This window comes from Paraburkholderia sp., from assembly GCF_034668105.1.
In the GTDB taxonomy this organism is placed as follows: domain Bacteria; phylum Pseudomonadota; class Gammaproteobacteria; order Burkholderiales; family Burkholderiaceae; genus Paraburkholderia.
In genome coordinates this window covers 1-19,311 of sequence record NZ_JAXDPY010000074.1, presented here as the reverse complement: position 1 = coordinate 19,311, position 19,311 = coordinate 1, and the positions used below count along the sequence as shown (strand labels likewise).

At 61.6% G+C, this 19,311-nt stretch carries 16 protein-coding genes and 1 pseudogene; 11 read left to right on the top strand and 6 right to left on the bottom strand.

Annotation, left to right across the window (positions count from 1 at the left end):
• On the bottom strand, positions 1-259 hold a 259-nt coding region (locus tag QOC89_RS03825), incomplete at its 3' end, for a hypothetical protein (RefSeq protein ID WP_323043804.1).
• Here QOC89_RS03825 and nirB point away from each other — a divergent pair.
• From nirB to QOC89_RS03800, 5 genes are all read left to right on the top strand, one after another.
• A complete protein-coding gene (gene nirB / locus QOC89_RS03820) occupies positions 236-2,785 on the top strand; it encodes a nitrite reductase large subunit NirB (RefSeq protein ID WP_323043803.1) in 2,550 nt (849 codons plus the stop codon). The genes QOC89_RS03825 and nirB overlap by 24 nt on opposite strands.
• 35 nt (positions 2,786-2,820) lie before the next feature.
• A complete protein-coding gene (gene nirD, locus QOC89_RS03815; protein WP_323043802.1) occupies positions 2,821-3,174 on the top strand; it encodes a nitrite reductase small subunit NirD in 354 nt (117 codons plus the stop codon).
• A gap of 42 nt (positions 3,175-3,216) precedes the next feature.
• The gene (locus QOC89_RS03810; RefSeq protein ID WP_323043801.1) at positions 3,217-7,422 is read left to right on the top strand and encodes a bifunctional nitrate reductase/sulfite reductase flavoprotein subunit alpha; all 4,206 of its coding nucleotides are present in this window, start codon (positions 3,217-3,219) and stop codon (positions 7,420-7,422) included.
• 203 nt (positions 7,423-7,625) lie between these two features.
• Positions 7,626-8,993 carry an MFS transporter gene (locus QOC89_RS03805; RefSeq protein WP_323043800.1) on the top strand — a complete coding sequence of 456 codons (1,368 nt, stop codon included), beginning with the start codon at positions 7,626-7,628 and terminating at the stop codon, positions 8,991-8,993.
• A 184-nt stretch (positions 8,994-9,177) separates the two neighbouring features.
• Complete coding sequence (locus QOC89_RS03800) at positions 9,178-9,666, top strand: MgtC/SapB family protein (protein WP_323043799.1); 489 nt, start codon at positions 9,178-9,180, stop codon at positions 9,664-9,666.
• Between the two features lie 152 nt (positions 9,667-9,818).
• Here QOC89_RS03800 and QOC89_RS03790 read toward each other — a convergent pair.
• Positions 9,819-10,023, bottom strand: a pseudogene (locus QOC89_RS03790) (porin); the annotation flags it as partial.
• A gap of 17 nt (positions 10,024-10,040) precedes the next feature.
• Here QOC89_RS03790 and QOC89_RS03785 point away from each other — a divergent pair.
• A complete protein-coding gene (locus QOC89_RS03785; protein WP_416340344.1) occupies positions 10,041-10,250 on the top strand; it encodes a hypothetical protein in 210 nt (69 codons plus the stop codon).
• Positions 10,251-10,357: 107 nt separating this feature from the next.
• Here the strand turns inward: QOC89_RS03785 and QOC89_RS03780 are convergent, their stop codons facing one another.
• Both QOC89_RS03780 and tam read right to left on the bottom strand, forming a co-directional pair.
• On the bottom strand, positions 10,358-10,723 hold the full coding sequence (locus tag QOC89_RS03780; protein ID WP_323043798.1) for a hypothetical protein: 366 nt from the start codon (positions 10,721-10,723) through the stop codon (positions 10,358-10,360).
• A gap of 171 nt (positions 10,724-10,894) precedes the next feature.
• Positions 10,895-11,671 (bottom strand): trans-aconitate 2-methyltransferase, encoded by a 777-nt coding sequence (tam, locus tag QOC89_RS03775; RefSeq protein ID WP_323043797.1) that lies wholly within the window; start codon positions 11,669-11,671, stop codon positions 10,895-10,897.
• A 147-nt stretch (positions 11,672-11,818) separates the two neighbouring features.
• Between tam and QOC89_RS03770 the strand changes: the two genes are divergently transcribed.
• The 3 genes from QOC89_RS03770 (at position 11,819) to QOC89_RS03760 (ending at position 14,105) form a co-directional block, all read left to right on the top strand.
• On the top strand, positions 11,819-12,715 hold the full coding sequence (locus tag QOC89_RS03770) for a LysR family transcriptional regulator (protein ID WP_323043796.1): 897 nt from the start codon (positions 11,819-11,821) through the stop codon (positions 12,713-12,715).
• A gap of 213 nt (positions 12,716-12,928) precedes the next feature.
• Positions 12,929-13,552, top strand: coding sequence for a glutathione S-transferase (locus QOC89_RS03765; protein WP_323043795.1), 624 nt, complete (start codon positions 12,929-12,931; stop codon positions 13,550-13,552).
• Positions 13,553-13,760: 208 nt separating this feature from the next.
• On the top strand, positions 13,761-14,105 hold the full coding sequence (locus QOC89_RS03760; protein WP_323043794.1) for a hypothetical protein: 345 nt from the start codon (positions 13,761-13,763) through the stop codon (positions 14,103-14,105).
• 56 nt (positions 14,106-14,161) lie between these two features.
• Here the strand turns inward: QOC89_RS03760 and QOC89_RS03755 are convergent, their stop codons facing one another.
• Entirely contained in the window at positions 14,162-14,521 is a 360-nt protein-coding gene (locus QOC89_RS03755; RefSeq protein ID WP_323043793.1) for a darcynin family protein, read from the bottom strand.
• Between the two features lie 104 nt (positions 14,522-14,625).
• Here QOC89_RS03755 and QOC89_RS03750 point away from each other — a divergent pair, with 104 nt between their 5' ends.
• Entirely contained in the window at positions 14,626-15,279 is a 654-nt protein-coding gene (locus QOC89_RS03750) for a TetR/AcrR family transcriptional regulator (protein ID WP_323043792.1), read from the top strand.
• 117 nt (positions 15,280-15,396) lie between these two features.
• Here the strand turns inward: QOC89_RS03750 and fabV are convergent, their stop codons facing one another.
• Positions 15,397-16,593, bottom strand: a complete 1,197-nt coding sequence (gene fabV / locus QOC89_RS03745; protein ID WP_323043791.1) for an enoyl-ACP reductase FabV — start codon at positions 16,591-16,593, stop codon at positions 15,397-15,399.
• A gap of 763 nt (positions 16,594-17,356) precedes the next feature.
• On the opposite strand from fabV, the gene QOC89_RS03740 reads away from it, so the two are divergent.
• The coding region (locus tag QOC89_RS03740; RefSeq protein ID WP_323043790.1) for a class I SAM-dependent methyltransferase at positions 17,357-19,311 on the top strand (1,955 nt) is incomplete at its 3' end.

The window sequence follows — 19,311 nt, the reverse complement described above, 5'->3', positions numbered from 1 at the left end:
GTGGATCCGTTGCGAGCGCAACAACAAAGCGCCCGCTGCAATACAGATCAGGACAACGGCGTCCCCCGGATTCAGTCATCGACTGGGTTCGCGGGACGCCGTTTTTATTTCCGGAATCGCTTTCGCGCAGCAGCCTGGCAGCGGCAAAGCCGCAGCTAGCCCGCAGTTGAGTTGCAACCAGGCCGCAACTCAAGCCGCAGCGATTCCAGCCCAGCACATCGAGGAAGCCGCGCTCATGAGAATCATCGTTATCGGTCACGGGATGGTCGGCCACAAACTGGTCGAGTGCCTTGCACAAGACGCCGCGCATGGCCTCGACATTACGGTGCTGTGCGAAGAATCGCGGCCCGCCTATGACCGCGTGCACCTGTCCGAATTCTTTTCAGGCAAGACCGCGGATGATCTGTCGCTGGTCGAACCCGGCTTCTTCGAGCGCCAGAACGTGCGGCTCATGCTGAACGCGAAGGCCGTCTCGATCGATCGCGATGCGCGCACCGTGACGGTGTCGACGGGCCAGACGCGCGACGAACTGCCCTACGACAAGCTCGTGTTCGCGACCGGCTCATATCCGTTTGTGCCGCCCGTGCCAGGGCGCGAGCGGGCCGACTGTTTCGTCTACCGCACCATCGACGACCTCGAAGCGATGCAGGAGTGCGGCACTCGCTCGAAGACCGGCACGGTGGTCGGCGGCGGTTTGCTCGGTCTCGAATGCGCGAAGGCGTTGCGCGACATGGGTTTGCAAACGCATGTGGTCGAATTCGCGCCGCGCCTGATGGCCGTGCAAGTCGACGAGGGCGGCGGCCGCGTGCTGCGCGGCAAGATCGAAGAACTCGGCGTGACGGTCCATACGCAGAAGAACACGACAGCGATCGTCGACGGTGAGAACGGCACGCACCGCATGCAATTCGCCGACGGCAGCTTCCTCGACACCGACATGATCGTGTTTTCGGCGGGGATTCGTCCGCGCGACGACCTCGCGCGCGACAGCGGCCTGACGCTCGGCGCACGCGGCGGCATCGTGATCGACAACGCATGCCGCACCAGCGATCCGCACATCTATGCAATCGGCGAATGCGCGCTCTGGAACGGTCAATTGTTCGGCCTTGTCGCGCCGGGTTATGACATGGCGCGCGCCGTGGCGAAGCAACTGCTCGGCGAGTCGGCGGAATTCGCCGGCGCCGATATGAGTACGAAGTTGAAGCTGATGGGCGTGGACGTGGCCAGCATCGGCGACGCGCATGGCAATACGCCGGGCAGCCGCGCCTATCGGTTCAGCGACGAGCGCAAGCAGGTCTACAAGAAGCTGGTGGTGTCCGAGTGCGGCAAATATCTGCTCGGCGGCGTGATGGTCGGCGACGCGAGCGAGTACGGCACGCTGCAGCAGATGATGCTCAACCGCATCGAGCTGCCGGCTTCGCCTGAATTCCTGATTCTGCCGTCGTCTGACGGTCAGGCTAAGCCCGCACTCGGCGTCGACGCATTGCCTGCCGGCGCGCAAATCTGCTCATGCAACAACGTCTCGAAGGGCGACCTGTGCGGCGCCGTCCGCGCCGGCGCGACCGACATCGGCGCGCTGAAATGCGCGACCAGCGCGGGCACCTCGTGCGGCGGCTGCGTCCCGCTCGTCACCCAGATCATGAAGGCCGAGATGAAGAAGCAGGGCATGGCCGTCAACAACCATGTCTGCGAGCACTTCCCGTATTCGCGCCAGGAGTTGTATCACCTCGTGCGCGTGGAGGGCGTGCGCAGCTTCGGCGAATTGCTGGCGAAGCACGGACACGGTCTTGGCTGCGATATCTGCAAACCGCTCGTGGCGAGCATCCTCGCGTCGTGCTGGAATGAATTCGTGCTGAAGAAAGAGCACGCCTCGCTGCAGGACACCAACGACTACTACCTCGCCAACATCCAGCGCGACGGTACGTATTCGGTCGTGCCGCGTATGGCAGGCGGAGAAGTGACGCCTGACGGTCTGATCGCGGTCGGCCAGGTCGCGAAGAAATACGGCCTCTATACGAAGATCACCGGCGGTCAGCGGGTCGATCTGTTCGGCGCGCGCGTCGAGCAACTGCCGCTTATCTGGGAAGAACTGATCGCCGCCGGTTTCGAATCCGGCCATGCGTACGGCAAGTCGCTGCGCACGGTGAAGTCGTGTGTCGGCTCGACGTGGTGCCGCTATGGCGTTGGCGATTCGGTGGGCCTCGCCGTTGAAATCGAGAACCGCTACAAGGGCCTGCGCACGCCGCACAAGATCAAGTTCGGCGTGTCCGGCTGCACGCGCGAATGCGCGGAAGCGCAGGGCAAGGACGTCGGCATCATCGCGACAGAGAAGGGCTGGAATCTCTACGTATGCGGCAACGGCGGCATGAAGCCACGGCATGCCGAACTGCTCGCCGCGGACCTCGATAAGGCCACGCTGGTGCGCTACATCGATCGTTTCCTGATGTTCTACGTGCGCACCGCGGACCGTTTGCAACGCACCAGCGTGTGGCGCGACAACCTCGAAGGCGGACTCGACTATCTGATCGACGTGATCGTCAACGATCGCCTCGGCGTGGCCGCCGAGCTCGAGGCGGAAATGCAGCACGTGGTCGAGACCTACGAATGCGAATGGAAAAAGGCCGTCACCGATCCTGAGACGCGCAAGCGCTTTCGTCACTTCGTCAACAGCGGCGAGTCGGACGGCAACGTCAGATTCGTCGAGGAACGCGGCCAGATCCGGCCCGCGACACTCACCGAGCGGCAATCGAAACTCGCGGCGATTTCCGTGGTGGCCGAAACCGTTTGATCCTTTGTTAACGTCATTCATCGAGGACTTGCGCCATGAACCTTGACCGTCTTCCGCTTGCCTGGACGCCGATTTGCCCGCTAGACGAGATCGTCCCCAACACGGGCGTGTGCGCGCTCGTCAACGGCGAACAGGTGGCCGTCTTTCATGTGAACGACGGCAGCGCGGACGGCGCCGTGTACGCGATCGAAAACTACGATCCGGGCTCGCACGCAGCGGTCCTCTCGCGCGGATTGATTGGCAATCTCGGCGAGCGCCTCGTGGTCGCTTCGCCGATCTACAAGCATCACTTCGATTTACGCACGGGCGAGTGCCTCGAAACACCGGCGTATTCCGTCAACGCGTTCGCCGCGCGAGTGGAAAACGGCCAGGTGTGGGTCGCGCTTTGATCGATCGATTGCTTGCAACTTCTTATCACGATGCCATCGGCCATGTCCTCCTATAACGTCAAGACTGTGTGCCCCTACTGCGGCGTTGGCTGCGGCATGGTGCTGCACGTCGAGGACGGCCAGATTGCGAAGATTTCCGGCGACAAGGAGCATCCGGCGAATTTCGGACGGCTCTGCACGAAGGGGCAGTCGGCGCACGTCGCATTGCGCAAGTCGGGGCGTCTCGAAAGCGCGTTCGTGCGTCACGCCCGTGATCAGGATCCCGTGCCACTGCCGATGGCGCAGGCGATCAGCGCCACCGCAACGCGTTTGCGTGGCCTGCTCGACGAACATGGACCGCACGCGTTGTCGTTCTACGTGTCGGGCCAGATGTCGATCGAGGCGCAGTACCTCGTCAACAAGCTCGCCAAGGGTTTTGTCGGCACCAACAACATCGAATCGAACTCGCGTCTGTGCATGGCGAGCGCGGGCAGTGGCTACAAGCTCTCGCTCGGCGCGGACGGCCCGCCCGGATCGTACGAAGATATCGATCATGCCGACCTGTTCCTCGTGATCGGCGCGAATATGGCCGACTGTCACCCGATTCTGTTTTTGCGGATGATGGATCGCGTGAAGGCCGGGGCGAAACTGATCGTAGTGGATCCGCGCCGCAACACCACCGCCGAGAAGGCCGATCTCTTCATGCAGATCAAGCCCGGCACCGATCTGGCGCTGCTGAACGGTTTGCTGCATCTGTTGCACGAAAACGGCCATACGGATGCGTCTTTTATCGCCGAGGCAACAGAGGGCTGGGACGCGATGCCCGCTTTTCTCGCGGACTACCCGCCCGAGAAAGTGTCGGAGATCACGGGCCTCGCCGTCGCGGACATCCGTGAGGCCGCGCGGATGATCGGCGCCGCGCCGGAGTGGATCAGCTGCTGGACCATGGGCCTGAACCAAAGCACGCACGGCACGTGGCACACCAACGCAATCTGCAATCTGCATCTGGCGACGGGCAAGATCTGCCGCCGCGGCAGCGGGCCATTCTCGTTGACTGGCCAGCCCAACGCGATGGGCGGCCGCGAAATGGGCTACATGGGGCCCGGTTTGCCGGGACAGCGTTCGGTGCTGGTCGAAGAAGACCGCGCGTTTATCGAAGACCTGTGGGGCATTCCGAGCGGCACGCTCAAGCCCGAGGTCGGCAACGGCACGATCGATATGTTTGCCCGCATGGCCGCGGGTGAGATCAAGGCGTGCTGGATCATCTGTACCAATCCGGTGGCGAGCGTCGCGAACCGTCAGAACGCGGTCGCCGGTTTGCGCGCCGCGGAACTCGTCATCTCGCAGGACGCCTTCCTCGACACCGAGACCAACCGTTACGCCGACGTGCTATTGCCCGGCGCGCTGTGGGCCGAAGCCGAAGGCGTGATGATCAACTCCGAGCGCAATCTGACACTGATGCAAAAGGGCATCGAGCCGCCGGGCGCTGCGTTGCCGGACTGGCAGATCATCGCGCGCGTCGCTTGCGAAATGGGGTTCGCCGCTGCGTTCACTTATGCGAGTGCCGCGGAGGTTTTCGCGGAGATCACTCGGGCGTCGAATCCGAAAACAGGCTACGACTTGCGCGGCGTGAGCCATCGCCGTTTGAAGGACACGCCGCTGCAATGGCCGCTTGCCGCCGCTGACGGCGCGGATCGCAATCCGGTTCGCTACCTCAACAACGGCGTCAGCCAGGCGCTGAAGCAACAGCCGGACGGCAGCCGTCCGCGGCTCGTGTTTCCGACCGCAAGCGGCAAAGCAGTGTTCTTCGCGCGTGCCTTTGCAGCCCCGGCCGAATTGCCCGACCGGGAATTTCCGATCGTGCTGAACACGGGCCGCTTGCAGCATCAATGGCACACCATGACCAAGACCGGCAAGGTGGCGATGCTTAACAAACTCAACCCTGGCCCGTTCGTCGAGATTCATCCCGAAGACGCCGCCACGCTCGGCATCAAGGCAAAAGATCCCGTCGAGATCCGTTCGCGCCGCGGACGTGCCGTCTTGCCGGCCGTCGTCACCGAGCGCGTGCAAGCAGGCAACTGTTTCGCGCCGATGCACTGGAACGACGTGTTCGGCGACGACCTGTGCGTCAACGCCGTGACGAGCGATGCGATCGACCCGGTCTCGCAGCAACCGGAACTCAAGTTCTGCGCGGTCGCGCTGAGTCCGGTCGCGGCCGAGACCCTGGCGCCGGTTGCAAATGCCGGCGATGAGACGTTCAGCGAAGCATCCGTTGGGGCAACTGCCGCCGCGCCGGCGCGCGCGATATCGACGAAGTCCGAGGAACTGGAAATGCCCCGCATCGATGCACTGACGAGTTTGTTGCAGCTTGCGCAGACACCCGTACCATCGCTCACGGACGCCGAGCGCGTGTACCTCGCCGGGTTCGTGAGCGGCCTGCGTTCTTCTGAAGCACCCGGCATCGACAGCGTGCCGGTCCTGCCGGCCGGCGCACCGTTTGATCCGGCGAGTCGTCTGTATGTGGATGGTTTGTTGGCCGGACTGTATAGCCGCGGTGGGACGCGTGCGGCCGTGCCAGCGGGTTCGATAGCTGCGCCGCCGCAGTCCGCGGCGGCGCAGGCAGCCGGCGTGCGCATCGTGCGCGCACGGCCCAAAGTGACCTTGTTATGGGCCTCGCAAACCGGCAACACCGAATCGCTCACTGAACGTTATGCCACGCGTCTGATGGAGTCGGGCTTTGAAATCCGCACGTCATGCATGGCGGACTATCAGGCCTCGGCGCTAGCCAAAGCGCAATACGTGTTGCTGATGTCGAGCACGTTCGGCGACGGCGATCCACCCGATAACGCGCAAAATTTCTGGTCGCAACTGGCCGGCGACGCAGCGCCTCGCCTCGACGGCCTGCGCTATGCGGTGCTCGCGTTGGGCGACCGCAACTACGATCGGTTCTGCGGTCACGGCCGCCGGCTCGACGAGCGTCTCGCGGCCCAGGGTGCGTTGCGTCTGATGGAGCGCGTCGACTGTGACAGCGAGTATCAGGCAAGCGCGGACGCGTGGCTCGAACGCATCATCGCGCGCATCAACGAAGAAGATGCGGCGCTGCACGCGGTACCAGCGGGCGGCATGATCAACGCCGTGGTGCCAGGCGCCGTGCCCACCAAAACGCGGCCAGCCGCCTTGCGGCTCGTCACCAACCTGCGCTTGAACAAGCAGGGCGCCGCGAAGGATACGCGCTACTTCTCGTTGAGCACAGCCGACGCCGGCCTCGAATACGAAGCCGGCGATGCACTGGGCGTATGGCCTTCCAATTGTCCCGAACTGGTCGACGAATTGATCGGCCTGAGCGGCGTGAGCGCCGACGCCGCGGTAAGCGTGCCCGGCGCCGGCGACATGCGCCTCGCCGAGGCGCTCGGCAAGCACTATGAGATCGCGCGTGCCAACCCTGACGCGCTCGCGTTCATTGCCGCGCGTACCCGCGACGGCGCACTGCGCGATCTGCTTTCGGCGGAACGTAAAGCCGACCTCAAGCAATGGTTGTGGGGCCAGCAGCTCGCCGACGTGCTGCACGAATTTCCGGTCAAGCTGACGGCTGCCGAATTGATTGGCATGCTCAAGCGCCTGCAACCGCGCCTGTATTCGATTGCATCGAGCCCGAAGGCGCATGCCGGCGAAGTTCATCTGACGGTTTCAGCGGTTCGCTACAGCAATGGCCGCCGCCATCGCAAGGGCGTGTCGTCGACATTTCTCGCCGACCGTGCCGGCGCCGCAAATGTGCCGGTATTCGTGCAGAAATCCGCGCACTTCCGGCCTCCTCATGGTTCCGACACGCCGATCATCATGGTCGGTCCCGGCACCGGCGTTGCACCATTTCGTGGCTTTCTGCACGAGCGGCGCGCGAGAGGCGACAAGGGGCGCAACTGGCTGTTCTTCGGCGAACAACATGCAGCCACGGATTTCTACTATCGCGACGAACTCGAAGCGATGCGCGACAGCGGCGTGCTGACCCGGCTCGATGTCGCTTTCTCACGCGATCAGACGGACAAGGTCTACGTGCAGGACCGCATGCGCGAGCACGGTGCGCAACTGTGGGCATGGCTCGAAGACGGTGCGCATTTCTACGTCTGCGGCGACGCGAACCGGATGGCGAGAGACGTCGACGCGACCCTCAGGCAAGTGGTTGCCCGGCACGGCGGCATGAGCGAAGAAAAAGCCGCTGACTACGTGAGCCGTCTCGCGCAGGACAAGCGCTACGCACGCGACGTTTACTGATTTCTAAAGCGGCCGGTACAGGCGCCGTTTTCAAGGTTTCAAAAAGTACGCAGCAAAGCTTCACAAGTCGGACCCGGATGGCATGGAGGTTGCATGTTCAGACCGGTATTCAACCTCGCGATCATTCAGGTGCGCAGTTCCAGCGCAATGCGTCAGCGCCACGCACCCGGCAAGCGAGCAACCAGCATATATGAGGATGTCTAATGAAAAACGTGATGAGCTCTCTGAAGCGTGGAGACTGGCGCTCGCTAGTGGCGTGCTTCCTCTATTTCGACACCGGCTTCACCGTGTGGGTGCTGTACGGGCCGCTCGCACCGTTCATCAGCAAGAGCGTGGCGATGACACCCGCGCAGCAAGGTTTGCTGGTCGCCGTGCCGGTGCTGTCGGCGGCGATCCTGCGCGTGACGCTCGGTAACCTGTATCAATCGGCGCATGGCAAGCGCATTGCGTTGATGGGCGTATTGCTCTCGGCGGTGCCGACGATCGTGCTGCCGCTATTGCCGTTCGTGCCGTCGTACACCTTGCTGCTGGTGCTCGGCGTATTCCTCGGCGTGGGTGGCGCGAGCTTCGCGGTGGCGCTGCCGATGGCCGGCAGCAACTATCCGCCCAAAGTGCAGGGCCTGGTGCTCGGTCTTGCCGCTGCCGGCAACATCGGCGCCGTGCTCGACGGTTTCCTGTTCCCGCAACTGGCAACGCACTATGGCTGGCAAATGGCGACCGCCGGCGCCTTGCCGCTGCTCGCGATTGCCGCGCTCACACTGTATTTCTGGGCCAACGATTCCGGTATCAAATCGGGCAGCGCACTGCGTGCGTTCGGCAGCTTTGTGGTGACGCTCGCTGGTTTGATCGTGCTCGTGCTGTTGGTCGAGGCGGGTCTGTTCGGTTCGGGCAAGACCGGTGTGCTGCTATTGCCGGTGATCGGCGCACTGCTGGCGATCGCGGTGCTGCCCAAGCGCTATCGCTCGGTGCTGGCGGAGCGCGACACGTGGGCGATCATGCTGGTGTACAGCATCACGTTCGGTGGCTTTGTCGGTATGTCGTCGTATGTTTCGCTGCTGCTGACCAACCTCTATCAGCTCTCGAAGATCGACGCGGGTCTGTTCATGGCGCTGCTGGCCGCGACCGGCGCGATGGTGCGGCCGCTCGGCGGCTTGATTGCCGACAAGGTATCCGGCGTGCGCGCGCTGACAGTTCTCCTCGCGATCATTTCGTTGTGCGATTTCGTGTTCGCTGCCGCGATGCCGTCGATGGTGGGCGGGATTGCGCTGCTGCTATGCCTGTACGTGGCCTTTGGTCTGGGCAATGGCGCGACCTTCCAGTTGGTGCCGCATCGCTGGGCGGGCCGCACCGGCTTGATGTCGGGGATCGTCGGCGCCGCGGGCGGCATCGGCGGATTCTATCTGCCGGTCGTGATGGGCATCGCGAAGGAAAGCACGGGCAGCTATCAGATGGGCTTCGCGACCTTCGGGGCGCTGGCGGCTTGCGCGTTCCTCGCGATCGTCGCGCTGCGCCGTCCGTGGATGGCGTGGTCGATGCACACCGGCGTGATGCATGCGCACGCAACGGAGTGAGGGTGGAGTCCGCGGGTTCGTGAGGGAAGGTGCGGCGAGGTAAGCGTGTTGCGTTAGCCGTGCCGCCTGTTGCATTTGTTTCGCTTTCTTTTCGCTTCCTTTTCGCTGCCGTTTTGCCTCTATCTGCCCGACGGATGTGTTCACGCGCTATGCTTGGCACATTTCCGAATGTCAGGTAAATGTAATGGCCAACTGGTGGCACATCGTCTGGACAACCGCCAAAGCGGAATTCTCCGATCTCGGCAGCCTCTCCGAGGTCACTCAGGTGCTGATGCGCCTCGGTCTCGCACTGATCCTCGGCGGCATCCTCGGATTCGAGCGCGAGATGTCGAGGCGTGACGCAGGCATGCGCACGCACATGATGGTCGCGGTCGGCGCCGCGCTCTTCGTGGTGGTGCCGCTGCAGGCCGGTTTCTCGCAGGACAACATGAGCCGGGTGCTGCAAGGCCTGGTGTCGGGTGTCGGCTTTCTCGGCGCGGGCGCCATCATCAAGCTCAGTGCCGAGCGCGAAGTGCGCGGCCTGACCACGGCCGCAAGCCTTTGGCTCAGCGCGGGCGTGGGTGTGGCAGCGGGTCTTGGGCGCGAAGCCACCGCGATTCTCAGCGTGGCGATTGCGCTGGCGATTCTGTCCAGCGCGCGCCTGTTCAAGAAGCGTGAGCCGGAAGAGCAGTAATTCGCCGGGGCGGTTTGCGGCGTGCCGGAGATTTGTGAAATACATCCGTCGACTATTCGTCGGAGCCCACCACGCTGGTCGTATTCGAGTTGAGCGAGGTCGATTCGAACACGTTGCTGCGCGTGGTCGAATCGGGTTTTGACCGGATTCCCGCTGCGCGCCGCCTGCACGCCCGGAATGAACGCGTGGTCGAGAATCGAATTCGTCGAATCCCCCCGCGACCTTCTGATATTCGCCCTGCACATAAAGGTCCGTGCGCTTCGACAGGTTGTAATCCGCCATCAAACCGACCGAGTGAATCTTCGGCTTCACGCTGCCCGTCGACGCGTCGTAGTTCTCCATGGTGTACACATACTGGCAGCGCGTCGACACGCGTGCATCAGGTCAACCTGGGGGCGGTGTACAGCTTGTCGAAGCGGACGGCGGTCTATGCGGTGGCGATCGGGCAGAAATCTTCCGGCGCGGGGCTGGGGATCAATCCGTCGACGGGGCAGACGGAAAATCTGGCGCAGATTGCGAATCTCGTCAATTCGGACACGGATAAGCAACTCGCCGTGATCGTCCGCGTGCGGCACAATTTTTGATCCGCCTACGCGGCGTTGGCAATCAGATTGACGCGTGGACCGATACAGAGATTTTCGGAGCCAGCGCCGCCCGGCGAACCCTCTCAGCGTGCAACGCGGAAAAGACGCTAATCCGCGAGCCGCTTGTCGGCCAGCGCGCTCTGGCAATCCGCCAGCACCTGCTTGACCAGCCGCGCCTGAGGATCGAGTTCGTCCGTATCGAGAATCTCCTCGACGGCGTCGCGCGCCCAATCGGCATCGACAAACTTCGCGTGCCGCCGCGCGATCTCCAGCGCGGTTGCCGACAACCTGGCGATACTCAACCAGTCTGCCTCCCGCGAGCGGCGGTCGAGCCATTTATGGGCTGCCTGCACGTGAAACGCCGCGTCGGGCCAGTCCTCGTTCAGGTAATAAGCGCCAAGGCAGCCGCATGTGAGCCAGCACAACAGCTCCAAACGGTCCCGTGGACTCAGATGATGGCGTACATCACTCATGGCGACGCTCGCTGCTGTAATTTGCGTTCCAATGAGGACGGCAGGCCGTCCCCCGCTTCGTTACACAATATCACGCAGAATTCGCGAGCGGCAATTGCTGACACACCCTATGCGCTCCGTACCACAAACGCCACGCTACGCCACGCCGCAACCCGCAGCGGGGCGGTTCCGCTAGCGCGTCGCGACGATAAACAGCCGCGGGAACGGCAGCAGCACGGTGCCGTCGTCGAGAGCCGGATAAGCTCGCGCGACCGCCGCCCGGTAGCGTTGCAGGAAGGGCGCCTTCTGACTGTCGCCGAGCGCGTCCAGGAACGGTCTCAGCGCGCTGCCCTTGAACCATTCGACCACCGCGTCCGCGCCGCCCGCGAGCGGGTGATAGTAGGTGGTGCGCCACACGTCGACCCGCGCGCACAGCGGCACGAGCCGCGCGTAGTACCAGTCGGCGCCATGGCGCATGGTGCGCTCCACGCCTTTGAGCTGGTTCGCCCACGGGCCGTCCGACGCGATTTCGCGCAGCAGGCGGTGGGCGGGTTCGTCGAGGTTGTCCGGCATTTGCACGGCGAGGTTTCCGCCCGGCGCAAGTTTGTTCACGAGCGCCGGAAACAGTTGCTCGTGATCCGGCACCCACTGCAACACGGCATTGGCGAGGATCAGGTCGTAGGAACCGGTGGCGTCCCATTTCGTAATGTCGCTCACCTCGAACTGGAATTGCGGCAGGCGCTTGCGGGCGGCCTCGATCATATCGGCCGAACTGTCCAGACCGCTGACCGTTGCCCCCGGCAGGCGCGCCGCCAGCGCTTCGGTGGAATTGCCGGGGCCGCAGCCGATGTCCACCGCCGTACGCACCTCGGTTGCCGGAACCGCCGCCAGCAGATCCCTGACCGGGCGCGTGCGCTCGCTTTCGAACAGCACGTACTGTTTTGCATTCCAATTCGTCGAAGAAGTCATGTCACGCTCCTTTGTTTTGTCCTGAGGGCCGTTGCGCTGACACCCGCATATCTTGGGCGGTGTGGAACCGAACCAGTCCGCTCATTCTGTGCGGTGAGTGGGGGTAGAGTAAAATGAATTTATCATTTCGATTCGTTCATTTTTCTAATGAAAATCGACACGCTAGGAGTACAGGCGTTCGTCGCGATTGCGGATCGCGGCAGCTTTCAAGGCGCCGCGGCTTCATTGCACGTCACGCAAACGGCCATTACGCAGCGTCTGCGCAAGCTCGAAACGTTTCTCGGCGTCACGCTGATCGAGCGGACCACCCGTTCCATGGCGTTGACCGAAATAGGGCGCAGTTTTTTGCCGCAGGCGCGCCGTCTATTGGGCGAGCTTGCCGATGCGCTGGTGGAGATTCGCGAGACGGGCGTGGCGCGTCGCGGCGATGTGTCGATTGCCTGCGTGCCGACCGTGGGCGTGCAATATCTGCCGCGCATTCTGCAGGCCTACGCCGCCCGTCATCCGCATAACCGCATCAAGATTCTCGATCACGCGTCGTCCGCGGTGGAGGAGGCGGTGCTGCGCCGCGAGGTGGAGTTCGGCATCAATATCGCCGGCGAGCATCATCCGGATCTTGCGAGCGTGCCGTTGACGGAAGATCGTTACGTGTTGATCTGCCATGAAGATCATCCGCTGGCGAAGCGGCGGCGTATTGCCTGGCAGCAGCTGCAATCGTATCCGTTGATCTTTGCCGGCGAAGTCAGCGGCAATCGCGCGCTGCTCGATGTCGCGCTGGAAAAAAACGAGCTGGCGCTGCGCTCGTTTTATGAAGTGCAACGCAGTTCGACGGCTGTCGGCCTCGTCGCACAGGGGGTGGGCGCGGCCGTCGTACCGGCGCTCGCGATTCAGAAGGGGGCGTATCCGACAGTCCGTACCGTCGACCTCACGCATCCGGTGGTCTCGCGCACGCTCGTGCTCGTGACGAGAAAGACCGCGCAGTTGTCGCCGGCGGCGCAGGCGCTCTACGACATGATTCTCGAACAGGCGACGCTGAAAGTTTGACGGCGGCTCGGAGCCGCCACGCGAATGTGCTGACGGGGTTTGAATCGGTGTGAGGCGCCATCGCCGAACGCTATCTCCGTCCGTCGAACTGGCCCAATTCGAAGGACTGAAACTGTATCTGTCCGCTTGAGCGAAGCATCGATACCCTACGATTTGCGGCCGGATACCCGGTGAAAACTTATCTACAGCGATTGAACGAGCGGCCACGATCCCATGCTCCAGATACTAGGCAAAGCCTCATCCATCAACGTGCGCAAAGTACTGTGGGCCTGTGCCGAACTGAACCTGCCATTTGAACGGGAAGATTGGGGTTCCGGTTTCAAGGCGACCGACGCCCCCGAGTTCGTCGCGTTGAATCCCAACGCGATGGTTCCGGTGATCAGGGACGGTGAGTTCGTGCTGTGGGAGTCCAACTCGATCATCCGTTATCTGGCGGGGCGCTATGGCGGCGAGTTTCTCTATCCTGGCGATCCTTGCGAGCGCGCGAAGTGCGATCAATGGATCGACTGGCAGGCGAGCGAGATGAACCGGGCATGGAGTTACGCGTTTCTTGCGCTGGTGCGGCGCTCGCCGGCGCATCAGGACCGTCAGCAGATCGACCGGTCGTGCGCGAATTGGGCCACGCATATTGCGATTGTCGACAGGCAACTGGCGACTACTGGCGCCTTCATCGCTGGACCGGCGTTTTCTCTCGCGGACATTCCGATCGCGCTGTCGATCAACCGGTGGCTCGAGACGCCTTTGCAGCACGCCGATTTTCCAGCGGTAATGGCTTACATGGAACGTCTTGCCGCGCGGCCGGGCTATCTGGCGTACTGCCGCAACGGCACGCCGTGAACAGCGCATTCGTGCTGCATTCTTCACGCCATAAAATCATGGCGGCGGCTCTGGCATGAGGGGCCTGCTTCGCTCGCCGATTCTTTCAAAATAGCTTCTAGATACTTGCAAAGTATTTGATAAAAATCTGGACACTGAGCGTTTGCGCGCACGATGATCCGACTCACCTACAATGGCCGCTTTTGCGACATGAATTGAAGGTTCAAAGATGCGGGTATCGAAATTTGTACTGGCTTTGCTGACGGCCTGTTTCACGCTCAATGCGAGTGCCGAGATGACGGCCTCGCAATACAGGATCTGGGCTCATAGCGACAACAACTCCGTCTACGCGGCCTACATTACTGGCACGATCAACGCGCTAGGGTGGGCGAACGGGGATCTGGTGTCGAAGAAACGTCCACCGCTGTTCTGCCCGCCGGAAAACCTCGCGATCGGCAATCAGAACGTCTATCCGCTGCTCGATCGGTTTTTCACCAACCATCCGGGCATCTCGGACGACTTTCCAGTCGGCCTCGCTATTCTGCGCACGCTTCAGGCGGCGTTTCCCTGCTGATCCTGAGGCACCAGGGCGATTTTTCGCCGACGCTTCCATTCACGACGCCTTACCGGTCAGGACGCCGCCAGCGCGTCCCGCTTGACGTTGCTCGCAAAGGCGTTTTCCACGCCCGGCAAAATCTCGACGATGTCGAAGAAGCGGTCCCAGAACGGCGTCTCACGCAAAGCTTCAACCAGCAGTTCGTACGCGTGATGGCTCGTCGCGTCCCACACCCAGATGTCCGTCACGCGCGCCGAATAGAATTCGACGTCGTAGAAACGCAGGCTGACTTCATCGGCGTGCCGCTCGAGGATCGGCTCGACATGTTCGCGCAGCAGGCGAAAACGTTCGTCGGCGGAAAAGCCGAGCCATTCCGGCGTTGTTTTGACAAGCATGAATACGGTCAATACGGTTTTTTTCACAGACGAAGTCATGTCGTTCGATTCCAGTTGATGGGTGAGCGGTGGTCGCTAAGGTTGCGCGAAAAACAGGTTTAGAATACGAGCGATAACTCACATTTAAAACTCGCATTCCGGCCATGTCCACATCGACTGCAACCCAACGCCTGAAACCCCGTAAAGCGCCGGTTCAGCGGCGTTCGGCACAAACCGTCGAAGCCGTGCTCGAAGCGGCGGCTCGCATTCTGGAGACGCAGGGACTTGCCGCGTACACGACCAATGCGGTCGCGGAGCGTGCCGGCGTCAGTATCGGTTCGTTCTATCAATACTTTCCGAATCGCGACGCGTTGACGGTCGCGCTGATCGAACGCGAAACCGCGCAACTGATGGCGGACATCGAATCGGCAACGTTGGTGGAACATTCGCGTGGCAGCGTGCTCGCGATGGTGCGCGCGGCGGTAGCGCATCAGATGCGCAGGCCGGCGCTGGCGCGCGTCATCGATTCCGAGGAACGCAGGTTGCCGCTCGGCGAGCGTGACCGGCGGGTTGCCGACACGATTCATGCGGCGCTTGTGGTGGCGCTGACCGACAAGCCCGAGGCGCCCGATCTGGAAGATGCGAATCTGGTCGCGCACGATTTGCTGGCGATCGTGCACGGCATGGTCGACTATGCGGGCGAGCGCGAGGAATGCGACGCCGCGGCGCTGGAAGTGCGGGTGATGCGCGCCGTGGATGGCTATGTGGCGCAGTCGAGGCGGGAGAAAGACAGCGGCGACGCCTTGTCGCGGTCGTGAGCCCGCGGGCCCGCTAACGCAACCATGGCTGAACGAGGCGGGCCCGTGTGACCCGCTAACGCAACATGGACGGAATCAGACCGGCGTGCGGGGCCGCTAGGGCCCCGCGTGCAAGCCTCAGAGTTGCACGAGCTTAGGAATCTGCACGTCCGGATTGACGTCGGCCTCATAGTCGACGCCGGCGATCTCGAATCCGAAGAGGCGCAGGAAGTCGGTCTTGTAGCCGCTGAAGTCGGTGAGTTCGTAGAGATTGTCGTTGGTCACCTGAGTCCAGAGTTCCTGGACGCGGCCTTGCACCTCGGGATCGAGTTCCTTGTAGTCGGCGCGCAGACGGCCTTCTTCGTCGAGGTGCGGCGTGGCGCCGTACAGGCTGTCTTTGTAAAGCCCGTAGACCTGTTCGATACAGCCTTCGTGCGTGCCTTTTTCCTTCATGACCTTGAAGAGCAGCGACAGGTACAGCGGCATCATCGGGATCGCGGAGCTCGCTTGCGTGACGACCGCCTTGAGCACCGAGACGCGCGCATCGCCGCCCTTGGCCGCGAGTTTCTCGCGGATCCCGAGCACCTTCTGGTCGAGATCTTTCTTGGCCGCGCCGATTGAACCGTTCCAGTAGATGTCGCGCGTGATTTCTTCGCCGAGATAGGTGAACGCGGTTGTCTTCGCGCCGTCGGCGAGCACGCCGGCCTCGAGCAGGGCGTCGATCCACATTTGCCAGTCTTCGCCGCCCATCACCGCGACGGTGTTATCGATTTCGGCTTGCGTGGCGGGTTCGAGGACGGTTTCCTTGATGACTTCCTTGTCGGTGTCGATGCCGCGCAGGTTGACGGCCTTGCCGACCGGCTTCAGGGTCGAGGTGAAGACTTCACCGGTTTTCGGATGCGTGCGCTTGGGCGCCGCGAGACTGTAGACGACGAGATCGACCTGGCCGAGATCGCGCTTGATGACCTCGATGGTGCGTTGCTTGACTTCATCGGAGAAGGCGTCGCCGTTGATGCTGGTCGCGTAGAGGCCTTTTTCCGCGGCGAATTTTTCGAAGGCGGCGGTGTTGTACCAGCCTGCGGTGCCTGCTTTGGTTTCGCTGCCGGCGCGTTCGAAGAACACGCCGAGGGTGGCGGCGTCGGCGCCGAAGGCCGCGCTGATGCGGGCGGCGAGGCCGTAGCCTGTGGATGCGCCGATCACGAGGACCTTCTTCGGGCCGTTGGCGATGGGGCCGCGTGCCTTGACGTATTCGATCTGTTCCTTGACGTTGGCCTCGCAGCCAGTCGGGTGGGTCGATACACAGATGAAGCCACGCACGCGCGGTTTGATGATCATGAAGCACCTCTTGTGTCGGAATGGCGACATTATAGGGGTTTGGGGGTGGGGCCTGGTCGGCGGGGGGGCTGCGGTTGCCTGCGGCGGTGGGGGCTTGGGGTTGGGTGCTCGCGCTGTGGTTTTGGTTTTTGTGCCTTTGCGGTGGGTGTTCGTCTGGTTGTTCGTCTGGTTGTCTACGGCGTTGGCCTTTCCTTGATTTCTTATTGGTCTATTAGTGTTGCCCCTGTGCGGGGCAGCACTTACTTTCTTTGCCGCCGCTGCCCGCAAAGAAAGATAAGCAAAGAAAGCGGCTCAACCCCCGGCCACGCGAGTTCTTCAATAGACCTGCGCAAAGTAAGGTATGCGGAATAAACCTGTTGTTACAGTTCATGCATCCATTTCCTTGCGACTCAAAGCCACGCACCCCGCGATCCGATCGGGCGGTACACTGGAACAGCCAATTCAGAGCTAACTACAATTTTCAGCGCAAGCTTTTAACCCGTATTCGACGCAACGCATTTCGCAATCTGACGACTGTTCTGATCGGGGACGCGTTCAGTTAAAAATTGAATGTCCGATTTTCCAGAACGACAATTATTGGTAGCTACTCTGTTCTGTAATGCATATCGTTTTTTGAAAAATTCAATGGACGGAAAGGAAAGATACGCTGCGTTTAAATCCTGGTGAGCATAGCTTTGCTGCGGTGACGCCATATCTTCCAGACGATGTGACGCGAGTCGCTGAACGCGCGAATTTTTCGAAAATTTTTTTTTAGGAGCGTCTCGTGCTCGGTCTGATTAATAGTTTTGCAGACGGATTCGTGGCAACGCCCGTGATCGAGGCCTGTCGTCGGCACTTGCTGTTCGCGATTCTGGATAGGCATACGGATCTGACCATCGAGCAATTGGCTTTGGCGACGGGGGCAAATGACGGGCAACTGCGAGTAGCCATGCGGCTGTTAATGGAGTTGGACTGGGTGCAATCGATAGGGAGGGACGCCTATCGGGCGACGCCTGCAATGAAATCGGCATCGCGGTTGCCCGCCGACATTGACGAGTTGATGCGTTTGTCGACTAGTGCTGTATTCCAGGATCCGGCGAGTGTGGCTTTGCGCAAATGGTTGGAACGTGCCATGAGCAATTGGGGCGACGTAGGGGAGCCTATGGCCGGATTGTTGACTGGAGCGTTACTGTCCCCGCTGCTGGTACAGATCGATCGGGTGGGTGGCGCAGCGGTATTGGAAGAAAACGCACATCCGGATGTCTCGTCTGCTTCTCAGGCAATGCTGCGCCGTTATTTCGAAGTGCGTGGCTGGGGAAGTATGGAGGGCTCGGAGTTCAAGCTGAATAGTGCCGGTCAGTACTTGATCAGGAACGGAGCGGCGCTCGGGACGGTGGTGTCCTATCAGCCGATGCTGGCACGCACGGAAGAGTTGCTATTTGGAAATGCCGTAGAGGTGTTCGGTCGTGATACGGAAGGGCACGAGCGCCATATCGAGCGCCAGTTGAACGTGACGTGCAGCGGCTTTCAGCATCGTCTGTATTTCGAGGCATTCAGCGATCTCATCGTGGATCTGTTTGATCGGGACGCGCTCGATGTGCAACCACGTTATATCGCCGACATGGGGTGCGGCGACGGGACATTGCTGCGCCATCTCTACGATGTGATCCAAACGAGAACAAAGCGTGGTAAGGCGTTGGAGAGCTATCCGTTGTTGTTGATCGGTGCGGATTTCAATGAGCGTGCGCTGGAGGTGGCCTCACGAACTCTGGCGGGCCTGCCGCACGTCCTCGTGGTCGGCGATATCGGCGATCCGCACGGATTCATCGAATCCCTGAGCGAGCGCGGGATAACCGACCCAGAGAAGATCTTGCATATCCGTTCCTTTCTTGACCACGACAGAGACTTACGCTCTCCGCTAGACGGGGCGGCGGTGGTGCGAAGGGGCAATCTTCCCTTCACGGGCGTGTACGTGGACCAGGATGGCAAGAGCATCGAGCCGGCAGCCGCATTGCAGAGCCTGGTGGAACATCTGGAACGTTGGCGAGAGGTGACGTCGCGCTATGGGTTGGCAATGCTTGAAGTGCACTGCCTGAGTCCGCAAATAGTGCGCAGGCTGGGGAGTCGAACCGGAGCCCTCCACTTTGATGCATACCACGGCATGTCACGGCAGCACCTGTTTGAGGCCCCGGTGTTTTTGATGGCAGCGGCCGAAGCGGGACTCTATCCCGAACGAGTATCTTTTCGGCGGTATCCGCGCGCGGCGCCTTTTACCCGTATCACGCTGAATCGGTGGCTCGCACGTCCCTATCGGATACGGCATCCGGTTGAGGCCGATATCGCTCGTTTGCGAGAGTTGGACCAGATCTGCTGGTCAGAAGATCTGGCTGTGTCCGAGGTCGAACTACGGCGTCGCATAGGTGTTTTCCCAGCAGGGCAAATGCTGGTGGAACAGGATGGTCGGCTTGTCGCGGCCTTGTATTCGCAGAGAGTGGATGCGTTGGCGCAATTGCGCCATACCCCATTCGCGGATTTTGCGCGCCTGCACAAACCGGACGGTGCCGTTGCTCATCTGCTCGGAACCTGCGTCTTACCGGAAATGCAAGGTACCGGAATAGCGGACGAACTGCTCGACTTCGCACTTGTTTACTTTGCCTGCTGTGAAGACATCGAAACGGTTGCCGGCGTTACGCGCTGTCGTGATTATGCGCGATCGAATCCGGCCATTGCCTCAATGGA